Origin of the sequence: Bacillus sp. FSL K6-1145, from assembly GCF_038003425.1 — a bacterium.
Classification (GTDB): Bacteria; Bacillota; Bacilli; order Bacillales; family Bacillaceae; genus Bacillus; species Bacillus pumilus.
Genome location: NZ_JBBOPC010000001.1, coordinates 421753 through 443779, shown reverse-complemented (window position 1 = coordinate 443779; position 22027 = coordinate 421753). Strand labels below are relative to the sequence as shown.

The following is a 22027-nucleotide window of genomic DNA, read 5'->3' as shown; positions in this document are numbered from 1 at the left end:
AGAAAATTTTTACTATAGGAGATGTATGCATTGAAGGTCGTTAAATTTGGTGGCAGTTCACTTGCCTCTGGCAAGCAGCTGCAAAAGGTATTTGACATTGTAACAGCAGATCCAGCTCGAAAAGCAGTCGTTGTTTCCGCACCAGGAAAACGGCATTCAACGGATACGAAGGTCACCGATCTATTAATTAGCTGTGGTGAGCAATATTTACGTTTAGGCGAAGCACACGATTTACAGGAAGCCGTCATCAAGCGGTATGCCTCGATTGCGGATGAACTCGGGTTAAGTCATAACGTGATTGACACCATCCGGCAAGATCTAGATACCCTCTTACAGGCAGATACGTCTCATCCTGAGCGATATCTTGATGCCATCAAAGCAAGCGGTGAAGACAATAACGCAAAACTCATTGCCGCCTATTTCCGCTACCAAGGTGTCGAAGCTCACTATGTGAATCCAAAGGAAGCTGGTTTATTTGTGAGCGATGAGCCTGGTCAAGCGCAAGTCCTTCCGGAGTCATATGATCATTTGTATAAATTAAGAGAGCGCTCTGGCATCATCATATTCCCTGGCTTTTTTGGCTTTAGTCTATCGGGAGACATTGTCACCTTTTCTCGCAGCGGCTCCGATATTACCGGTTCCATTTTGGCAAACGGTTTGAAGGCAGATGTGTATGAAAACTTTACAGATGTGGATGCTGTCTACGCTGTCAATCCAACGATCGTTCATGAGCCGAAGGAGATTACAGAGCTAACGTACCGGGAAATGCGCGAGTTGTCCTATGCTGGTTTTTCTGTGTTCCATGATGAAGCACTCATTCCGGCCTTCCGTGCAGGCATTCCTGTGCAGATTAAAAACACCAATAATCCCTCGGCAAAAGGCACAAAAATTGTGAACCAGCGGGATCATACAAATGGACCCGTTGTCGGAATCGCTTCAGACAGCGGATTTTGCAGCATTTATATTAGCAAATATTTGATGAACCGAGAAGTCGGATTTGGGCGTAAGGTGCTGCAAACGTTAGAGGAATACGGGCTTACGTATGAGCACGTCCCTTCTGGCATTGATGATATGAACATTATTTTAAGGCAGGATCAGCTGGAGGAGCAGCATATTGAACAAGAGCTACTCGATCGCTTAAAGCTCGTGCTTGATGCAGATGAGGTCGTGTTAGAGCCGAATCTCTCCCTCATTATGATTGTAGGAGAAGCGATGCGTCACAATGTTGGCACCACAGCAAGAGCAGCAAAGGCGCTGTCAAAAGCGAAGGTCAATATTGAAATGATCAATCAAGGATCTTCAGAGGTCAGCATGATGTTTGGCGTCAAAGCGGCTCAAGAAAAAGAAGCCGTTCAAGCGTTGTATGAGGAATTTTTCTCTATGTCTACCGTCCCTGTCTCTCTTTAATCAGCAGGCTGCCAGATCCCAGGATCGGCAGTCTTTTTTGTTCTCACCCGATTCACATGGATTCGCGCATTAAAGTATATCTATTTCTCGTTTGATTTTGTATGATAGAGACAAACCAACTATTGTTCCGGCCTATGATCGGAGCTACAAGGAGTCCTAAAACAATGCCTCGTCAACAACTATTAAAACAGTTTCGCAATTTTCATGATGCTTCTACGAGTATTCTAAATATGATGAGTCAATTCACTGATGTGAATACACTGTTTATTGCTAAAAACGATCAAACCACCAATCAGATTGTCAAGGTGCTAAATCATGACGAGCAGCTTCTTGAAGAAGGAGAAGAAATTCCTTACGAGAAGACATTTTGCAAGCTGGCGGTTGATCATCAGGATACGCTTGTGATCCCTGATATATCATTGGATGATCGTTCTAAATACTTAGAAGTTACGAAACGTCTTCAAGGCGGATCATTCATCGGAGTGCCGATTGATTTTACAGATGGTACGAACTACGGAACGATTTGCGGGCTTGATTTAAGACCGCAGCAATTCACAGAAGAGCATGTGCATATGTTTGAAACGATGGCTTCTCTATTAAGCTACGTCCTCGAACTAGACCGTGCCAACCGGCAGATTCAGCAATTATCTGTACCGATCGTCCCAGTTGTTGACGGTGTCGCTGTGCTTCCTCTACTTGGTGATATCGAGGAGACACGTGCTCAGCATATATTAGAAACCATTTTACAGGAAAGCTATAGGCTGTCGCTCTCTCATTTGGTCATTGATGTATCGGGAACAAAACGCCTGAATGAACAGAGCATTCAATATCTGGTCAGCTATGCACAAACGCTGAGACTTTTAGGGATTTCGGCTGTTTTAACAGGGATTAAGCAAGATCTTGCTTTAAGTGCGATTCAATCGAATATTTCATTTAAAGACATCACCATTCGGAAAGACTTGCCGCAGGCACTTGCTCATATTGGGTTGACGTTTACCAAAATGGATTAAGAAATGATATATACAAAAAGGGCTAAAATGATGTTTATTTTAGCCCTTTTTCTTCTTTTTAAATCATGCCAACAGCTGCAAATAAGAAGAATCGTTTCCATCTTCAATAACTTGGACAATCTTCTGTGCATGTGATGCGTCTGTGACACTGTTTAATTTTTGCATGATGTCTTCTTTCGATAATGCGTGGCCTGGTGCGCCCCGCGGAATATCGACTCGTTCGCTAATGATGGTGCCATCAGATAAGGTAAGCTTCACAATCGTAAAGCGACCTTTTGGGACTGCATCTGGATGGGGTTCTATCGTTTGATCATATCCTCTGCTCACCCGCTTCATCCATGTGCGCATGTGTGATGGAATGGTTTTTTTCGTAAAGTGATCCAGCGTGAGCGTCTGTCCAAACACGGCAAGTGCGATCACATATTCAACACTGAATCGTCCTTCTTCTCCAGTCGAAGGTGCCCGCTCAATAAGCGCTGCATCTCCGCCAGGCGGGAATAGGACCTCTACTTGTTTCACCTGCTCCGGTAAGAAAGGATGCTCTTTCATTAAGGATTGGATCGCATCGGCTGCATGATGCGCAGCTGAACAGAACGGGTATACTTTGAACCACAGCCCCGGCGCGACAATACGCCACGCTATACCATACCCCTCTAGTAAACGACTTTCCGCACGCTCCTGATCTCCATAGAGAGAAAAGAAACCAAGCGTACCATCAAGAACCGATTCATTCCCGCCAAAACCTGAACAAGCTAAATCCATAGACCAGACGGCTGTTTTAGCCGCTAAGCCGGCTTGTAATGGTTTCATATCAGAGCCGAACTGCTTTCGCATTCCGGCCGATTGCGCTCCAGCAAAGCCGATTGCTTTCGTCAGCTCTTCCTGCGAGACTTGTTTTAAATACCCAATGGCACACACTGCTGCAATGGCTCCGAGAGTTCCGGTATTATGCCAGCCTCTCTCATAATGCGCTTTGCCGATGGATTCGCCAAGCCTTGCCATCACTTCAACGCCTGTAATGTAGGCTGCTAAAAATCGATCGCCAAACCCTTTGCCGTCTGATAGCTGTGATAGCAATGCTGGAATGATCACCGCACTGGGATGCCCTCTCACATCTGAATGCACATCATCATAATCAAGGGCGTGGATCAGGTAGCCGTTCAGCATGGCTGCGGATTGACGGCTGACCTTCTTCCCTTGTCCAATGACAGGAATTTGAGCTGCTCCGCCTTCTTGTTCCACCAGTGCCATGAGCTTTTGAATTCCTTCATCCTCTTTCGCAGCAAGCGCTGCCGCCGCAGCATCTAACAGACCATTTCGAGCCATTTCTACCGCCCGCTGATCTTGAAGTGGATAAGCAGACAGTACAGCCTCTGCCAGTTGTTTTGTTAGTTCCATGATTGTGACTCCAATGCCCGAACAGCAAGTTCAGCAAAGAAGGCAGCGGCAACAGGGAGTGCGCCTTCATTTAATGTAAAGGCAGGGTGATGCCATTCCTCGGTACCGCTTGTCCCCATCCATACGAAAAAGCCTGGAATGTGTTCTTGATAAAGGGCAAAATCTTCTCCGCCCGGTGACTGCTCTGCCTGAACTACTGTGAGATCCAGCGCACCTGCCGTTTCTTCGACCACCTTTGTCAAACGATCGTCATTCAACACAGAAGGCAAATACGGATGCCATTTCACTTCACCTTTCGCCCCAAATCCCTCGGCAATCCCACTCACGATTTGCTTCATAAGCTCTGGTATCATCGCTCTCACTTCAGGCTCAAACGTCCGAACGGTTCCTTCCATCTCAACACGATCAGGAATCACATTCCATGAAGTACCACCTTGAATGCGTGTGATACTGACGACTGCATGATGCAATGAGCTGATGCGGCGGCTAACGATTTGCTGAAGAGCACTTGTGATCTGCCCGCTGATGGCAATCGGGTCCACCGTATGATTCGGAATACCGGCATGACCACCCGTTCCTTTTATATTGATTTCAAACCGGTCTACACTTGCCATCAACGCTTTTTCTCTAATGCCTATAGTGCCAACTGGCAGGTCAGGTTTGTTGTGCATACCAAAAATCGCATCCACTCCATCTAAAACACCTGCCTCTATGACATGTTTCGCTCCTTGCGCGACTTCCTCAGCCGGCTGGAACAAAATGCGGACCGCTCCTTTGATCTCGTGTTTCCGTTCTTTTAATAAAAGAGCCGCTCCAAAGATAGAAGCTGTATGGAAATCATGTCCGCATGCATGCATTTTGCCCGGTACCTTTGAAGAAAATGGTTCGCCAGATGCTTCTTCAATCGGAAGTGCATCAATATCGGCTCTCAAAGCAATTGTCGGCCCCTCTTGTTCTCCTTTGATTTCACAGACAACGCCTGTTTGAAGAGCTGGAAAATCGAGTACGGTGATCCCTTCTTCTTTTAACCAGCCGCGCAGTTTTTTAGTCGTTTCATGTTCTTCAAATGCCAGCTCTGGATGCTCATGAAGCGCTCGGCGAATGTTAATTAAACGTTTGTTTAATGCTTCATTTCCTATTGATTTCACTGATACTCACCCCTCTAAAGAGTAAAAAGCAGCTTATGCTTCTTCAGCCGCTGCTTCTTTTTGGATAAATCGTTTTGTCCGTTCATTCTTCGTTTCATCAAATAGTTCAGTTGGTGTGCCCTGTTCAATAATATGACCATCCGCCATGAAAATCACATGGTCTGCCACTTCTCTTGCAAACGTCATTTCATGTGTGACGATGATCATCGTTGTTTCTTGAATCGCAATGGACTTAATAACTTGAAGCACACCTGAGACAAGCTCTGGATCAAGCGCTGACGTTGGTTCATCGAGCAGAATCGCATGTGGATCAACCGCTAATGCGCGGGCAATCCCGATTCGCTGCTGCTGTCCGCCAGATAACGTGACTGGATAGCTGTCCGCCTTTTGCTCTAACCCTACCTGCTTCAGCAGCTTCATTCCAATCTCATTTGCCTGCTGCTTCGTCATTTTTTTCGTCACAAACAGTGATTCTGTGATGTTTTGCAGTGCTGTCTTGTTTTTAAATAGATTATAGTTTTGAAACACCATGGCCGTTTGTTGACGCAGGTGATGGGCTTCTTTTCGTGTATATTTAGACGCATCGAGCTTCGCATCGCCAATTTCAATCGTGCCTTCATCTGGTATTTCTAATAAATTTAAGCAGCGCAGCAAGGTGGATTTACCGGAGCCAGAAGGTCCGATAATGGCCACAACCTGCCCTTTTTGCACGTCGAGATTGATTCCGTCTAAGACGACAAGGTCGCCGAATGATTTCTTCAAATTGGTGAGCTTGATCATGTCCACACCTCCTTAATTCCGGTAAGGTTTGCTAATTTTTCGTTCAAATAGGTCTTGAAGGAAGCTATAAATGATAGTCATCACCCAATACACAATCCCTACGGCTAAATAGGTTTCAAAGTATTTATAGTTCGCCGATGCAATCATCTTCCCTTGTGCAAACATTTCTGCCACACCAATGGTAAAGGCAAGAGATGTTTCTTTTAAAAGACCGATAAAGGTATTCCCCGTCGCTGGAATCGCGTTTCTGATTGCCTGCGGGAAAATAATTCTGACGTAAGATTGCCATCTTGTCATGCCGACAGATAGACATGCCTCTAGCTGCCCTTCATCTACAGAATTGAGGGCCGCTCTGAAAATTTCTGCTAAGTATGCTGAGTTTTTAATACTTAATCCGATAATGACCGCTGTTAGGGCATCCATTGAAGTCATCGCAGGGAATAGCTGCGGAAGACCAAAATAAATGAGAAAGAGCTGAACCAAGGTTGGAACCGCTCTGAAAAAAGAAATATACAGCTTGGCAAATTGGTATAAAACAGGTATCCGGTTTTTCGTAATGAGCGCGAATACCACACCAATGATAATGGCAAATACCATGGAGACAATCGCCATGAAGATCGTTATCGGCAAGTATTGGATCAATGTCGGAAAAACGGTCACCATATACTGCCAATCAATTTTGTTCATGTCTGCTCTTCACCGCCGCTGTCGTTATTTTTTAATTGGCACTGTGACATCGTCTTTGAAATACTTCTCAGACAATTTCTTAAGTGTCCCGTCTTCTCTTAATTCTTTAATCGCTTTGTTAAATTCTTCTCTTAGCTTGTCATGCTTTTTATCTTTGGCAAATGGGTAGCCTACTTCTTCATACACAATTGGGTTGCCAACGATTTTGAGTGGCAGACCTGTTTTTTCAATTTGAGCAAGTAATACACTGCGTCCGTTGACATAAGCATCTACGCGGCCATTTGCCACTTCATTTAAGACACCGTCTTGCGTTTCATATGTTTTAATATTGATTTTTTTGTCCGGGTCTTTGCTTTCTAAGTTTTTGGCGTGGTTAGAGCCAAGAACCGCCGCCACTGTTTTTCCTTTTAAATCATCAAGACCTTTGATGTCGTTGTTGTCCTTTTTCACGATGATTTGTGTTCCTGCATAAGCGTACGTATCAGTGAAATTAAACGTTTGTTTACGCTCATCTGTGACTGCGACTTGGTTTGACACTGTATCCAGCTTACCAGACGTCAGCTGTCCCATGAGTCCGCTGAATTCACTCAGCTGCCAGTCTAGTTTGTAGCCGAGCTTTTTCGCAACCGCTTCAGTTACTTCGACATCGAAGCCAACAAGCTTGCCATTGTCTTTATAGGCAAACGGATAGCTTTGTCCTGTGGCACCTACCTTTAATACTTTTTCATCTTTGCCTTCACCCTGATTGCCCCCGCCGCAAGCTGCTAAAACTGCCAGCATTGCTGCAAATAGAACGACTAGCCACTTTTTGTTTTTCATGTTCGTATACCCTTCTTTCCTTTTATGGTTGTGTGATATCTGATCTTAGTTGTTTTTTAAAATAAACCGTGATGTGCCCCTTGCCTAAATCCTTTTCTCCTGCTCTGACGTAGCCTTTGCGCTCATACATGTCGATGAGCCACGGATGCTTATCAGCTGTACCTAGAGATACGTATGGCACCTTCAAGGTATCCCTTAACACTTCGGTTTCCACCCATTCCAGCAAGACAGAGCCTGTCCCTTTTTTGGCGGATGGTTCTGAGGCAAACCACCAAATGTGAGGGACGCCGAACGGGCCTGGCTGTTCTCCCCAAGGCATACGGAGCGACAAGGTGGATAGAAGCTCTCCGTTTTCTTCCATCACATAGCAAAGATTCTTTTGTACATTTTTCTGAACGAGAGCAAAATCAGCATGTGCTGCTTGGAACTGGATGCCGAGCTCACGAATTGGCTCATAGGCTCTTGTTGTCAGTTCAAGCAGTGCCTCTATATCTGCCTCTGTTGCCAGACGAAACGTGTATCCCAACGTTAGTCACCTCACCCTTATGTCGTGTAGCGATTTTTTGGCTCAGTTAATCCTAGATTTTCTCGTAAGGTTTGTCCTGTATATTCTGTTTTGAATAAGCCTCTTTCCTGAAGGATTGGGATGACGCGGTCTACGAACATATCCAGCCCTTCTGGCAATAGCGGCGGCATGACGTTAAAGCCGTCTGCTGCTTCTTCATTGATCCATGTCTCCATCACATCTGCGAGCTGCTGCGGTGTACCAATGAAAATATTATGACCACGAGAGCCGGCAACCGATTGATAGAGCTGGCGAATGGTCAGGTGATCCTTTCTCGCCATATTCATCACGAGATCAAAACGGCTTTTTACCGCATTTGACGTGCTTGGATCAATCTCTGGAAGCGGTCCGTCTAAAGGATACTGAGACAGATCAATCCCACCTAAGTAGTTTTGCAGAATGCTCAGCCCAATCTCAGGAACAATCAGCTCCTGTAATTCTTCATATTTCGCTTTGGCTTCTCCCTCTGTATCAGCAATAATCGGGAAGATGCCCGGCATGATGCTGACGTCCTCTCTAGCACGACCAGCAGCCTCTACTTTCTCCTTTAAGCTTTGATAAAATTCCTTCGCTTTTTTGAGATCGTTTTGTGCTGTGAAAATGAGTTCAGCTGTTTTTGCTGCAAGCTTTTGACCATCTTCGGATGATCCTGCTTGAATGATCACTGGCTGCCCTTGAGGCGTGCGTGATACATTGAGAGGACCTCGTACTGAGAAGAACTCTCCTTTATGCTGGAGCTCATGAAGCTTACTAGATTCAAAGAATTCTCCCGTTTCCTTGTTTCTGACAAGGGCGTCTTCCTCCCAAGAATCCCAAAGACCTTTCACGACCTCGACGAACTCTTCTGCTCGCTCGTATCGTTTATGGTGGGCTAAATGCTCTTCTCCGCTAAAGTTTTTCGCTGTTTCTTCAATAGAAGATGTGACCACATTCCATGCCGCTCTTCCGCCTGATAAATGATCAAGGGAGGCAAACTGTCTTGCAATATGGAAAGGCTCACTGTATGTAGTGGATGCTGTTGCTGCTAAACCAATTGATGAAGTAGACTCAGCAATGGACGAAAGCAGGGTAAGCGGTTCAAATCTCGTCAGTACATTCGGATGAGAGGTTTGGTTAATGGATAAGCTGTCGGCTAAAAAGAGTAAATCTAGCTTTCCTTCCTCTGCTTTTTTCGCTAATTGTTTAAAATAATCCAGGTTCATGGCTGCATCTGATACGGCATTCGGATGTCTCCAAGAGGCAACATGATGTCCAGTTCCTGCGATGAATACGCCTAGCTTGAGCTTCCTTTTCGGCTGTGACACTTGTTCTTCATCCTTTCTATATCCTGCTGTATCAAACTGAAGTCCTCGTAAGATACATTTTTCTGATTGAATTAATCGGTTTTATCAATAAAAAAAGGGCAAATGTTGCGAAAAATGAAAAATAATTATTACTATATGCCCTTTTTACAGGATTGTCAACCGCCTTCTGAACCTCCAAAATTAGGGATTTCACCCGTTTATCACGGTGTATCGATTTCAATATTCCCAATGAGCCGATCTGTAGTATGTGTCATCAATTGGCTGCGTTCCAGCATGTTATGGGCGATCACGGAATGAGTGGAAGATATGGTGCGGACGGCAATCGCTTTTTGAGGAGATAAATTAATGATGTTATTCCGCAGCACACGGGCTGAGGCGGCTTGATCGATAAAGATCGCCGTCGGCTGTCCGATCGAACGATTTAAATAAAAGCGGTTATCTCCGATTTGTGGTGAACCGTTCTTAATATACATCACGACATATAAAGATGATTCTTCAAAGGAATTGTCTTTGATTTCTAATGGACCCGTCGTGCTGCTGTATACGGCGTAGTTTTGGTAGTGCTTAAAGCGATTTTGCCAAATGAAAGCCTTTGCATTTCCAGTGACACTGATCGTATACGAAGACCCTAGCTCTGGGTGTCCTTCTTGAATAAAGAGATTGCCGTTAACTCCAGCTTCTCCTTCCTGCACCCAGATCCCTCTGCTGAAATCTTTAAATTGATTGTGCTGGATCAGGATATTCGTTCCTCTCACCATCGCTCCATCAATCACCGAGTAAATCGTATTGTTTGAAAAGACGACGCTATCCGACTGATAGATACGCAGCGCTGCGCTTCTTTGCCCTATATTCGTCCCCGATTCAATATGATTTCCTTCTATTAGAATACGGTTCGCCATATAAACGGACAAAGCCGCATCTTCAAATAGACTGATCTTATTCCCTGTAATGTGAACACTATCGCCCCTCACATCAATCCCTTTTTCAAATCCCTCAATCATATTGCCAATAATGATCACATTGTTTTCCGTTTGACCAAAAGAGACTCCTAAGCTCGTAATCCCAGCTTTTGTGACGCCTCCTCCTACTGCACGGATCAAATTGTTGGCAATGATGGTTTCGGTGGCAAAGCCATAGGAGATACTGCTGTCTGTGTGATTGCCTTCAATGATGACACCATAGCCGTTGAAGTTATAAATGGAGCTTGCGGCACCACCTCTTACAATGTTGTTTCGAATTTGAATATTCAGTGGTTCCTCCATATTAACCGCATTTTCTCCGTAGCCTTCAATATCAATGCCCATTCTCGGCTCGACTCCGTCAACTCCTGCTCTCTCCAGCAGGCAGTCCTCCACAATGACTCCATCACAGCCTGTAATCGAGATATTGTTTCGTCTTGAATCTGTGATGTGGCAGCCAGAAATGTGAATAGATGAAGCAGGCGAGTACGATTCAGCTTGTGATAATAAACCGTGGGGACTGACAATGATGCCGTCTCCCGTACAACTCTTGATTTGTACACGATTCACTTCCACATCAGAGGCCCCTTCAATACATATCCCAAAGCCCCATTCATGGGTTTTTCGTTCAGGGGGAAGCGACTTGTACACATGCTCATGGCGATCCCCTTCGATTCGCCCACCCCGGATGGTCACATGCTGAACCTTTCCTATATAAAAGGCCGCATACCCCCACGAATCATTTGGCCTCACCTTAATGACGGCATCCGGCGCCATCTCAATGGTCATATGACTTGGCACACGTATACCCGCACCCCGGAAAGGAAAAAATTGATCACCTCTGTACACAGCATCGATGACATACGTGCCGCTCGGCAGCCAGACATGGGAATACCCCTGTGCTTTCGTCCATTCTAAGCATTCATTAAGCCTCGCTGTACAGTCCGTTTTCCCATCCGCCACTACACCAAAATCTTGAACATTGACAACAGGTTTTTTTAGATCAGATTCATTCAATTCCCCCAATCTAAACCCCTCCTTTTCACACATGTCCTCTTGTCATCCTATGCATGTGTAAAAGGTTTGCTTGTACAATCCTTCAAATTTTAAATAAATTCTTCCAATATAACTTTCTGACCATTCTTACTTGAAAGAATTTTTCGTTTTTTGAGTCTTTACGCCTATTTAACTAACATTTTCCTGTTTTAGAATAGTTTTATATTGACACAAGAACTATACAAGAATATCATTTTTCTCATATCTCTTTTTTTAAGAAAGGATCTATGCCATGTCAACAATTGACCACGATAAAATTGTTAAAAGTGTTCCTCAAAAAGGTTTTTTTGGACATCCTAAAGGACTTTACACACTGTTTTTCACTGAATTTTGGGAGCGTTTCTCTTATTACGGCATGCGTGCACTGCTTATTTACTATATGTACACAGAGGTGACAAAGGGCGGTCTTGGTTTTGATCAGACGACAGCCAATTCGATCATGTCTGTCTACGGTGCGCTTGTCTATATGTCAGGCATTATTGGCGGATGGCTCGCCGACCGAGTATTCGGTTCGTCCAGTACGGTCTTTTATGGCGGGGTTTTCATTATGCTTGGACATGTCATTTTGGCTTTGCCAAGCGGTGCAACAGCGCTCTTTATTAGTATGGGGCTGATTATTATTGGGACAGGTCTTCTGAAGCCGAATGTTTCAAACATTGTTGGCGACTTGTATTCCAAAACAGACCCACGCAGGGATTCTGGCTTTAGTATTTTCTACATGGGGATCAACATGGGCGGTTTTATTGCCCCACTAATTGTCGGAACACTCGGTCAAAAAGTGAACTTCCACCTCGGATTCTCACTTGCTGCCGTTGGGATGCTTGTTGGTCTGATTACATTTGTGATCACGAAAAAACCGAATCTTGGTCTTGCCGGTACTTATGTAACAAATCCGTTATCAGCTACTGAACGCAAGAACTTCAAAATTTTCGGAACATTAATTGCCATTGTGCTCGCTGTTTTTGTCGTCATTGGCATTCAAACAGGCGCACTCACGATTAATCTATTCACTTGGTTTGTCAGTGTCCTTGGTGTGCTCATTCCGATTGTGTATTTCATCGTCATGTATTTCAGTAAAAAGACGAGCCCAGTGGAGCAATCCAGGGTTCTCGCTTATATTCCATTGTTCCTTGCTGCGGTGATGTTCTGGGCGATTCAAGAACAAGGCTCAAACATTCTAGCCACATATGCAGATCAACGAACAAACTTGAATTTCCTTGGGATGACACTTGCCTCTTCGTGGTTTCAATCATTGAACCCAATCTTTATTGTGCTGCTGTCTCCTGTGTTTGCTTGGTTGTGGATTAGACTTGGAAAGAAACAGCCGTCTACCCCGATTAAGTTCTCACTTGGCCTTCTGTTTGCAGGATTATCCTTTATCATCATGATCATTCCTGCCTACATGTCTGGTCCGAATACACTTGTGAGCCCATTATGGCTCGTTCTGAGCTTCTTCCTCGTCGTGATCGGAGAGCTCTGCTTATCACCTGTTGGGCTGTCAGCGACAACAAAGCTTGCACCTGCTGCCTTCTCAGCGCAAACAATGAGCCTTTGGTTCCTTTCAAATGCGATGGCACAGGCGATCAATGCCCAAGTGGTCAAACTGTTTGATAAAGTGCCAGAAACCGTCTATTTCGGTATCATTGGATTGCTCGCCATCGTTTTATGCGGTGTGATGCTGCTCTTAACACCAGTGATTAAGAAAGCGATGAAAGGTATTCATTAAATAAAAAAAGAAGCCTCCCCATTGGGTTGGCTTCTTTTTTCTAGTTTAAAACCGGATCTCATCATCTCCATGAATTTGCAGCTTAAGCGGTTCACTTTTCGCCTGATGCTTTTTCACATAGCGGTGATAGACGACATACCCAATGATCATGAGAGGGACGCCGACATATAACCCGATGCGCTGCTCCTGATCAAAGGCAAGGCTGACCAAAACAATGGTGTTGAGTGTGATCGCAATAATCGGCAGCACCGGATAAAGAGGGGTTTTAAATTTTAAGTTTTCCAGCTTTCCGCCTGCTTTAAGATATCTTCTGCGGAATAGCATTTGTGATAAGGTAATGGTGATCCAGCCAGTCTGGGCACTCATGCCGGCAATGGACACGATCCAGGCAAAAACTGTTTTCTCTGCAAAGAACCCGGATAATAGCGAAATCCCTGTAAACAAGAACGTGAGCAGTAAGGCATTCATCGGAATACCGCGCTGATTCACGCGTCTAAATGCTTTTCCTGCCATTCCTTCTTTCGATAAGGAATAGAGCATTCTCGTCGATGCGTACAAGCCAGAGTTTGCAACAGATAATAAAGCGATGATAATGACAAAGTTCATGATATCTGCCGCAAAAGGAATGCCCGTTCTCTCAAATACAGTAACAAACGGACTTTGCAGCACACTCGCTTCCTTCCAAGGCACCATACCCGCTAAGACGAAAATAGATAGGACGAAAAAGACGAGTGTACGCCAAACAGTCTGATGAATTGAGCGAGGAACGGTTTTCTCAGGGTTTTCACTTTCTCCTGCCGCAATCCCGATCAGCTCTGTTCCTTGGAATGAAAAATTCACGGTGATCATCGTGACCACAACGGCAAGCAATCCATTTGGAAACAGCCCATCACTCACAAAATGACTGAAGTAAGGGGCAGGTTCACCGCTCGTTGTTTCAATAAAACCAAACATCGCCGCTCCGCCTACACCTATAAAAAGTAAAATCGCAATAATCTTAATGGTTGAAAAGAAAAACTCCGACTCCCCGAACGCTTTCGCCGACCGGGCATTTAATAAGAAAAGACACAGTCCAAATACGAGACACCAAATCCACACATCCACTTGTGGAAGCCAGCGCCTCATCAGCTGTCCTGCTGATAAAAATTCCAGGGCGACCGTTGCTGCCCAGCCAAGCCAATAAATCCAGCCGACCGCAAAACCCGCTGCAGGGCTGACAAATTTCGTCGCATACGTATGAAACGACCCGGACACAGGAAGTGCAACCGACAGCTCTCCAAGACACAGCATGGTTAAATACATAATCAATCCGCCCACAATATAAGAAAGAACGGCTCCAACTGGCCCTGCTTGTCCAATCGTATAGCCCGTTCCTAAGAAAAAGCCTGTCCCAATGACACCGCCAAGTGAAATCATAAATAAATGGCGGGAGGTCATCGCCCTTTTCAATTGCTCAGGCTGATTTTGTCCAACATCCACAATGATGCCCTCCTTCTTCTAAGATGATAACTTATCAAAACATGTCTCCATGTGATTCATTCCATTTTCAAAACAACCTACTAATTATACATCTTTTATAATAAATATGCTTCCTTCTATGGTCACTGTCTCAAAGTCTTTATTTTAATAATGTTCGCACAAATAAAAGATGAAAGGCTTTGTAGACGTGAGAGGTTTGAAAGAAACGGGTTGCGGGCATAAAGTTGGTGAGATTCGCTCAAGCTAGTTTCAAATGCTTTACTTTTAGGTTGCTTCTCTGTAAGATCATATGTTGTAAATACCAACAAGAAAAGTGGGGAATAAAATGAAAAAAATGTTCTTTGCCATTATGTTAGGCGCTTGTGTTGCATTGATCACGGCATGTGGATCTGGTGCAAGCGACAACGCGAATAAACAATCTGGGTCTAAGGAATCAGGCGACCTTTGGAAATCCATTCAGGATAAAGGTGTTCTGACGATCGGAACAGAGGGAACTTATGCTCCTTTCACATTCCATGACAAAAAGACAGATAAATTAACTGGCTACGATGTAGAAGTCATCACAGAAGTAGCAAAACGTCTTGACTTAAAACCTGAATTCAAAGAAACACAATGGGACAGCATGTTTGCTGGACTGAATTCAAAACGTTTTGACGTGGTAGCGAACCAAGTTGGTAAAACTGGACGTGAAAATCAATACGAGTTCTCTGATAAATACACAACGTCTCAAGCCATTGTTGTGACAAAATCAGATAACAACGACATCAAGAAACTATCTGATGTAAAAGGCAAAAAAGCAGCACAATCATTAACAAGTAACTACAATAAACTAGCTACAGATGCTGGTGCTAAAATTGAGGGCGTTGAAGGTCTTGCACAATCGATTCAATTGATTCAACAAGGACGTGCTGATCTGACGTTCAATGACAAGCTGGCTGTATTGAATTACTTGAAAACAAGCGGGAACAAAAACCTAAAAGTTGCATTTGAAACAGGAGATCCTCAAGAAACTTACTTTGCATTCAGAAAAGGCAGCGGCGAAGTCGTTGACAAAGTGAATGGCGCATTAAAAGAAATGAAAAAAGACGGTACACTTGCTAAGATTTCTAAGAAATGGTTTGGTGAAGATGTTACAAAGTAATACCCTAGGAGTCGTCATTCCTTGGGATCTTCTTCAGCAATCTTTTTGGCCAATGGTGATGCAGGGGATTTATTACACAATCCCCCTCGCCATCATTGCTTTTATTATTGGTATTTTTATCGCGCTTGTGACAGCACTTGCTAGAATGTCTAAAATCAAAGCCCTCAGATGGATTTTTTCCATCTATGTGTCGGCCGTTCGCGGAACGCCGCTTTTTGTGCAATTGTTTATTATTTTCTATTTCTTTCCGACATTTAATATCACACTGGATCCATATCCAAGTGCCATTATCGCTTTTTCATTAAACGTAGGTGCGTATGCATCGGAAATTATCCGTGCATCCGTCCTATCTGTTCCTAAAGGTCAATGGGAAGCTGGTTATTCAATCGGGATGACGCATCGTAAAACGCTCGTCCGCGTGATTTTACCGCAGGCTGTGCGTGTATCGATTCCACCGCTATCTAATTCATTCATTAGTTTGGTGAAGGATACATCTCTTGCCTCCCAAATCCTCGTAGCAGAGATGTTCCGTAAATCACAGGAAATTGCTGCGGCGAACTTGGATCAGATCTTGTTCATTTATATGGAGGCAGCCCTGATCTATTGGGTATTCTGCTTCATTCTATCGCTCGTTCAGCATCAAATTGAAAAACGACTTGATCGATATGTCGCAAGGTAAGGAGGGAACGACATGCTAACAGTCAAAGGTCTCAAGAAATCCTTTGGTGAAAATGAGATTTTAAAGTCAATAGATTTTACGATCAACAAAGGACAGGTTGTAGCCATTCTTGGCCCATCAGGTTCAGGAAAAACAACGATGCTTCGCTGTTTAAATGCACTTGAAACACCAAATGGCGGCTCCTTTACCTTCGATGATTTCTCGATTGATTTTTCGAAAAAAAATAAGTCAGCTGATCTGCTGAAGCTTCGCCGGAAATCGGGAATGGTGTTTCAAGATTATCACCTGTTTCCACACCGCACCGTGCTTGAAAATGTGATGGAAGGTCCTGTTCAGGTGCAGCGCCGTCCAAAGGAAATGGTTCGAAAAGAAGCCATTCAGCTCTTGCAAAAGGTCGGTCTGGAAGATAAAAAGGATCTGTATCCATTCCAGCTCTCAGGCGGTCAAAAGCAGCGTGTCGGGATTGCCCGTGCACTTGCCATTCAGCCAGAGCTCATGCTTTTTGATGAGCCCACCTCTGCACTTGACCCTGAGCTTGTCGGGGAAGTCTTAAAGGTCATGAAGGATTTAGCGAAAGAAGGCTGGACCATGGCAGTTGTCACACATGAAATCAAGTTTGCCCAAGAAGTGGCAGACGAAGTGATTTTTATTGATGGCGGCGTCATCGTCGAACAAGGTCCTCCAGAGGAAATCTTCAAACGACCAAAGGAAGAACGAACAAAACAATTCTTAAACCGGATTTTGAATCCAGTATGATGAAAAAAGGCTGTTCTCACGTGATGAGAACAGCCTTTTTTTATATTTCCTTTTGCAAGCGAAGCGCCAGTAAATCTTGCAGGAGCAGTCTCGCTCCCTCTGGACTGATAACCACTCCACCCGATAGCACTTTGTTGGAGCTCGTTACTTCCCCTGTGACGATACAAGGTTTGTCCTGCCAATACGGCTTTATGACAATTTGGTCTTCTTCTCGATAAATCTCCATAAAATCTTTTGGGTGAATTTTCAACCGTTTTCTCATATCTGTCGGCAGGACAATTCTCCCGACGTTATCTATATATCTTACATAGTCTTGATTTAACAAATTGACCCCCTCCTGCATCTCTAGATATAGGCAATTCCCTCTTTATCAAGGAATGAAGCGCTCCAATCGGTTCATGAAAGGATAAACTGCAGGCTGATCCAGTGGCTAAACACGCTTCCCATATATGATATATCTGTTTGGTGCAGGACCAATGAAAGAAAAAGGATAACATGTGGTGAGGATAAGTTCTTCCTTTTCCTGTTGCAATGTAATAATACTTTGATCATCTTTTTTCACAATCTTTGTTTTCTCAATTTCATAGGTAAATCGTCCATATGAAAGTTCAATGACGAGTTGATCCCCTTTCACCAGTTCTCCTGTTCGTCTAAACACAGTATCACGATGCCCAGATAAAACGATTTGTCCTTGTTCATTAGGTAAATAGCTTTCGTGATAATGACCAACGCCCTTTGCTAAATCCTCCGCTTTTGTTCCTTCTACAATTGGTAACTCAGCATTTAACTTTGGAATGTGCAAGAGCCCAATGATTTCACCAGCCTTCGGGACAAAAGGGGAATCTGTTTGCCCCTTTTGCTGGATGGCTGCTTGTGCAGACTGGAAAGATTGATCTACTTGCCTTTGCCCATCAACGATCCTCATATATCCTATCATCACAAGACAAATACCTGCTGTGATCAATAGAGTTGAGATGATTTTTTGAAACATGGACAATTATTCGTTTCTTTTTCTTCTTTTCCATACAATAAGGGAGGCACCTATTAGCACAAGTGCAAATCCTGCTAGTAAAAGGTTGTACATCGCTGTTGCAGTGTTCGGAAGATGATGACCAGGTGTATCCGGTTCTGAATGAGAAGGCTGTTCTGGATTCCCTGGCACCTCTGGCACATGCGGCGGTTCTACCGTTGTGGAGTTTTCAGGTTTGTCTGGTTCGTCCACATTCTCACCCTTCACAACTGCGATATTTTGAATGGTTTTACCTTCATATCCTTTAGCGATCTTCGCTTCAAAAGTAATCGTATGCCAGTCCGTATCTTTGATATCGCCAAATTGACCGGTTACTGTGCCTTTTGTGTAGTCTCCGTTGTCGTCATCTTTTGCATCTGTGACACCTTGTGCATCTACTTTTAATGACCCTTCGACATACTCAAGACCTTCTGGCAGTTGATCTGCGATGACTAGATCTTTGATGACACTATCTTCTACACTATTTTTTGTTTTGATGGTGTAAAGAAGGGTGTCGCCTACTTGAACTTGTTTTTCATCTGTATTACCTTTTGCTTTTTGAGAGATCTCAGATGTTTTTTCTGATTCAAGCTTTGGATCCTTTGGATCAATTTTTGTTTCGGTTGACGGCTCATCTGGCGGTGTGTTTTCGCCTGTTACTTTCGCTGTGTTTTGAATACTTTTACCTGATTGGCCTTTAGCGATCTTCGCTTCAAAAGTAACCGTATGCCAGTCCGTGTCTTTGATATCGCCAAATTGACCGGTTACTGTGCCTTTTGTGTAGTCTCCGTTGTCGTCATCTTTTGCATCTGTGACGGCTTGGTCATCTACTTTTAATGACCCTTCGACGTATTCAATACCTTCTGGCAGTTGATCTGTGATGACTAGATCTTTGATGACACTGTCTTCTACACTATTTTTTGCTTTGATGGTATAAAGAAGGGTGTCGCCTACTTGAACTTGTTTTTCATCTTTATTCCCTTCTGCTTTTTGAGAAATCTTAGATGTTTTTTCTGATTCAAGCTTTGGATCCTTTGGATCAATTTTTGTTTCGGTTGACGGCTCATCTGGTGGTGTGTTTTCGCCTGTTACTTTCGCTGTGTTTTGAATGCTTTTACCTGATTGGCCTTTAGCAACCTTCGCTTCAAAAGTAATCGTATGCCAGTCCGTGTCTTTGATATCGCCAAATTGACCAGTTACTGTGCCTTTTGTGTAGTCTCCGTTGTCGTCATCTTTTGCATCTGTGACGGCTTGATCATCTACTTTTAATGATCCTTCGACGTATTCAAGACCTTCTGGCAGTTGATCTGCGATGACTAAATTTTTAACGATGCTGTCTTCTTCAAGATTCTTTGTTTTGATCGTATAAAGAAGGGTATCTCCTACCTGAGGTGTCTTTTCATCTGTGTTACCTTCAGCTTTTTTCTGAATGCTTGCATCCTTTTCTGATGCTAGTTTTGGTTCACGAGGGTAAATTTCTGTTTTCGTTGTTGGATCATCTGGCGGCGTGTTTTCGCCTGTTACTTCGGCTGTGTTTTGAATGTCTTGACCAGCCTGTCCCTTTTCAACTGTCACTTCAAACGTCACAGTGTGCCAGTCCGTGTCCTTCACATCGCCAAAAGAACCCGTGACCTTTCCATCTGTGTAGTCACCGCTATCGTCATCTTTCACATCTGTGACGGATTCTCCATCAATCTCAAGAGAACCAGCGACATACTCCAGCCCTTTTGGTAATTGATCTGAGATCACTAGATTTTCAACAAGACTGTCTTCTATCGTGTTCTTTGTTTTAACCGTATAAAGAAGGGTGTCCCCTACTTCTGGATGTTTCTCATCTTTGTTACCTTCTGCTTTTTTCTGCAAAACCGCTGATTTTTCTGATTCAAGCTTTGGATCACGCGGATAGATTTCTGTTTTTGTTGTTGGATCGTCTGGTGGTGTATTTTCACCTGTGACACTCGCTGTATTTTGAATGTCTTTACCAGATTGTCCTTTTTGAATCGTGACCTCAAACGTCACGGTATGCCAATCGGTGTCCTTAATGTCACCGAATTGTCCTGAGACGGTTCTATTTGTGACATCACCATTGTCTTGATCTTGCTCATCTGTCACCGCTTGTCCGTCTACCTCAAGTGAATTTGGCACATATGCTAATCCTTCTGGCAGTTCATCTGAGATCACTAAGTTTTTAACGAGACTGTCTTCTATCGTATTCTTTGTTTTAATCGTATAAAGAAGGGTATCACCGACCTCTGGATGCTTCTCATCTGTATTACCATCTGCTTTTTTCTGCAGGACGGCTGATTTTTCAGAAGTCAGCTTCGGGTCACGAGGATAGATTTCTACATTCGTTGTCGGCTCGTCTGGCGGTGTGTTGCCGGTTGTGACACTCGCTGTATTTTGAATGTCTTTGCCTGCCTGACCTTTTTCAACTGTGACTTCAAATGTCACGGTATGCCATTTCGCATCTTTCACTTCACCGAACGTTCCAGTGACAGTTCCATCTGTCATATCACCGTTGTCGCCATCTTTTGCATCTGTGACTGGATTCCCATCTATCTGTAGAGAATTTGGTACATATGATAACCCTTGAGGTAACTTGTCAGAAATCACAAGATCTTCAATGAAGCTGTCTTCAACAGTGTTACGGGCTTGAATGGTATACAGTAATGTGTCGCCTACTTCTGGGTGCTTCTCATCTGTATTACCATCTGCTTTTTTCTGTAAGACCGCTGATTTTTCTGATTCAAGCTTTGGATCACGAGGATAAATTTCTATGTTTGTTGTTGGTTTGTCTGGCGGTGTGTTTTCCCCTTTGACATTGGCTGTATTTTGAATATCTTTGCCAGCTTGACCTTTTGCTACTTTCGCTTCAAATGTCACGGTGTGCCAATCGGTGTCTTTCACATCACCTATTTGACCTGTAACAGTACCGTTTGTAAAATCACCTTTGTCTTGGTCTTTTGCATCTGTTACGCCTGCGCCATCCACCTTAAGTGAGCCTGGAACATAGGCTAAGCTGCTCGGAAGGTTATCTGATATGGTCAGATTTTTAAGAATACCGTATTGTACCGTATTTTTTGCTCTAATTGTATAAAGCAAAGTGTCGCCTACTTCTGGATTCTTTTCATCTGTGTTGCCTTCTGCTTTTTTCTGTAAGGCAACAGATTTTTCTGATTCAAGGTTAGGAGGATATGGATCAAATTCGGGCTTCACCCTTGAAGCTAAGTCGTAAGATAATGAATCACCTGCAGTGCCCATATATGTTGTACTTAATGTTTTCGCATCAAGTGTGAAAAGAGTAGAATGACCGATAGAGTCATCTTTTCCTGATTGTAATAGCATTTGTCCATTTGGCAAAAAGCTAATTCCTCGTACTCCTCCCTCAATAGGTTTACCATCTGCATTTGTGATTGGAATCACTCGAATTACTTCAGCTGTTTCAGGATTCATTTGCGCAATGGACCCACTGGTATTAGATGCGAACCAAAGATAGCCATCCTTATCGACTACAAGGTCTCCGCCAATGTCTCCGCCAATGCCAGGGCCAACGTCATAACCGGCAATTTTCTTGGCCGTTTTTTGACCAGTTGCTAAGTCGTACGTTGCAAGGTAGGGTTCTCCACCAACCGCATACGAATGAATATATTTACCGTTATAAACAACGGCATTTGGCGCTCTTCCGCCTAAAACACCTACACGCTCTGCTTGTCCAGTGGTCGCATTTATTTTATAAAGAACTGGCTCTCCACTTGCTGTCGTAGTTGCATACACTGTGTTTTCTTGATCATTCACAGCAACACCGTTCACTACAGACGAATTAATTCCCTTCACCTGTACACTAGCCTTTACGTTTGTTGGGTTTTGCCCATCAAGCTGATAAAGAACTAACTTACCATTTCCAATCATGTAGGAATCTGTGTTATTGACAACCACCGTCCCAGCGGCTTTCGTAACAGGTGGTGAGACTGTTAATAAATTCCCAGCAATCAACACCAATATAAGAAATAATTGACTCGTTCTTTTTAATATATTCATTTTTTGACATCCCCTTTTCCCTGCTTTAATCATAATGGTATGTACCAGTTCACCTCCCACACTTTG

The 22027-nt window shown here is 43.8% G+C and carries 18 protein-coding genes; 6 read left to right on the top strand and 12 right to left on the bottom strand.

The window, feature by feature from the left end:
* Window positions 1-30 precede the first annotated feature (30 nt).
* Both MHH41_RS02120 and MHH41_RS02115 read left to right on the top strand, forming a co-directional pair.
* Window positions 31-1407 carry an aspartate kinase gene (locus tag MHH41_RS02120; RefSeq protein ID WP_137055602.1) on the top strand — a complete coding sequence of 459 codons (1377 nt, stop codon included), beginning with the start codon at window positions 31-33 and terminating at the stop codon, window positions 1405-1407.
* Window positions 1408-1571: 164 nt separating this feature from the next.
* A complete protein-coding gene (locus MHH41_RS02115) occupies window positions 1572-2417 on the top strand; it encodes a GAF domain-containing protein (RefSeq protein WP_003213998.1) in 846 nt (281 codons plus the stop codon).
* Window positions 2418-2480: 63 nt separating this feature from the next.
* Here the strand turns inward: MHH41_RS02115 and MHH41_RS02110 are convergent, their stop codons facing one another.
* From MHH41_RS02110 to MHH41_RS02075, 8 genes are all read right to left on the bottom strand, one after another.
* Window positions 2481-3815, bottom strand: coding sequence for an MmgE/PrpD family protein (locus MHH41_RS02110; protein WP_284905712.1), 1335 nt, complete (start codon window positions 3813-3815; stop codon window positions 2481-2483).
* On the bottom strand, window positions 3806-4963 hold the full coding sequence (locus MHH41_RS02105; RefSeq protein ID WP_277553198.1) for an amidohydrolase: 1158 nt from the start codon (window positions 4961-4963) through the stop codon (window positions 3806-3808). Before MHH41_RS02105 ends, MHH41_RS02110 begins: the two co-directional genes overlap by 10 nt.
* Window positions 4964-4996: 33 nt before the next feature.
* On the bottom strand, window positions 4997-5743 hold the full coding sequence (locus MHH41_RS02100; protein WP_340865514.1) for an amino acid ABC transporter ATP-binding protein: 747 nt from the start codon (window positions 5741-5743) through the stop codon (window positions 4997-4999).
* Window positions 5744-5755: 12 nt separating this feature from the next.
* Window positions 5756-6430: an amino acid ABC transporter permease gene (locus MHH41_RS02095; RefSeq protein WP_003214174.1), complete on the bottom strand. Its 675-nt coding sequence runs from the start codon at window positions 6428-6430 to the stop codon at window positions 5756-5758.
* A gap of 24 nt (window positions 6431-6454) precedes the next feature.
* Window positions 6455-7249 (bottom strand): amino acid ABC transporter substrate-binding protein, encoded by a 795-nt coding sequence (locus MHH41_RS02090; RefSeq protein ID WP_050945492.1) that lies wholly within the window; start codon window positions 7247-7249, stop codon window positions 6455-6457.
* Between the two features lie 22 nt (window positions 7250-7271).
* Window positions 7272-7775 carry a GNAT family N-acetyltransferase gene (locus MHH41_RS02085; protein WP_003214146.1) on the bottom strand — a complete coding sequence of 168 codons (504 nt, stop codon included), beginning with the start codon at window positions 7773-7775 and terminating at the stop codon, window positions 7272-7274.
* 17 nt (window positions 7776-7792) lie between these two features.
* Window positions 7793-9118: an LLM class flavin-dependent oxidoreductase gene (locus MHH41_RS02080; RefSeq protein ID WP_340865513.1), complete on the bottom strand. Its 1326-nt coding sequence runs from the start codon at window positions 9116-9118 to the stop codon at window positions 7793-7795.
* A 200-nt stretch (window positions 9119-9318) separates the two neighbouring features.
* On the bottom strand, window positions 9319-11103 hold the full coding sequence (locus MHH41_RS02075) for a right-handed parallel beta-helix repeat-containing protein (protein ID WP_340865512.1): 1785 nt from the start codon (window positions 11101-11103) through the stop codon (window positions 9319-9321).
* A 262-nt stretch (window positions 11104-11365) separates the two neighbouring features.
* Between MHH41_RS02075 and MHH41_RS02070 the strand changes: the two genes are divergently transcribed.
* Entirely contained in the window at window positions 11366-12859 is a 1494-nt protein-coding gene (locus tag MHH41_RS02070) for a peptide MFS transporter (RefSeq protein ID WP_044140493.1), read from the top strand.
* Window positions 12860-12904: 45 nt separating this feature from the next.
* Here the strand turns inward: MHH41_RS02070 and MHH41_RS02065 are convergent, their stop codons facing one another.
* Window positions 12905-14338 (bottom strand): amino acid permease, encoded by a 1434-nt coding sequence (locus MHH41_RS02065; RefSeq protein WP_080984802.1) that lies wholly within the window; start codon window positions 14336-14338, stop codon window positions 12905-12907.
* A gap of 325 nt (window positions 14339-14663) precedes the next feature.
* Between MHH41_RS02065 and tcyA the strand changes: the two genes are divergently transcribed.
* The 3 genes from tcyA to MHH41_RS02050 are packed head-to-tail and all read left to right on the top strand — an operon-like array spanning window position 14664 to window position 16914.
* The gene (tcyA, locus tag MHH41_RS02060; RefSeq protein ID WP_003213831.1) at window positions 14664-15479 is read left to right on the top strand and encodes a cystine ABC transporter substrate-binding lipoprotein TcyA; all 816 of its coding nucleotides are present in this window, start codon (window positions 14664-14666) and stop codon (window positions 15477-15479) included.
* Window positions 15466-16158, top strand: coding sequence for an amino acid ABC transporter permease (locus MHH41_RS02055; RefSeq protein WP_012008905.1), 693 nt, complete (start codon window positions 15466-15468; stop codon window positions 16156-16158). The genes tcyA and MHH41_RS02055 overlap by 14 nt, the downstream gene beginning before the upstream one ends.
* 12 nt (window positions 16159-16170) lie before the next feature.
* Window positions 16171-16914 (top strand): amino acid ABC transporter ATP-binding protein, encoded by a 744-nt coding sequence (locus MHH41_RS02050; RefSeq protein ID WP_050945488.1) that lies wholly within the window; start codon window positions 16171-16173, stop codon window positions 16912-16914.
* 40 nt (window positions 16915-16954) lie between these two features.
* Here MHH41_RS02050 and MHH41_RS02045 read toward each other — a convergent pair whose 3' ends face one another.
* From MHH41_RS02045 to MHH41_RS02035, 3 genes are all read right to left on the bottom strand, one after another.
* Window positions 16955-17239 (bottom strand): AbrB/MazE/SpoVT family DNA-binding domain-containing protein, encoded by a 285-nt coding sequence (locus MHH41_RS02045; RefSeq protein ID WP_340865507.1) that lies wholly within the window; start codon window positions 17237-17239, stop codon window positions 16955-16957.
* Between the two features lie 105 nt (window positions 17240-17344).
* Window positions 17345-17905, bottom strand: coding sequence for a class D sortase (locus tag MHH41_RS02040; RefSeq protein ID WP_340866660.1), 561 nt, complete (start codon window positions 17903-17905; stop codon window positions 17345-17347).
* Between the two features lie 6 nt (window positions 17906-17911).
* Entirely contained in the window at window positions 17912-21961 is a 4050-nt protein-coding gene (locus MHH41_RS02035; protein WP_340865505.1) for an isopeptide-forming domain-containing fimbrial protein, read from the bottom strand.
* Window positions 21962-22027 lie beyond the last annotated feature (66 nt).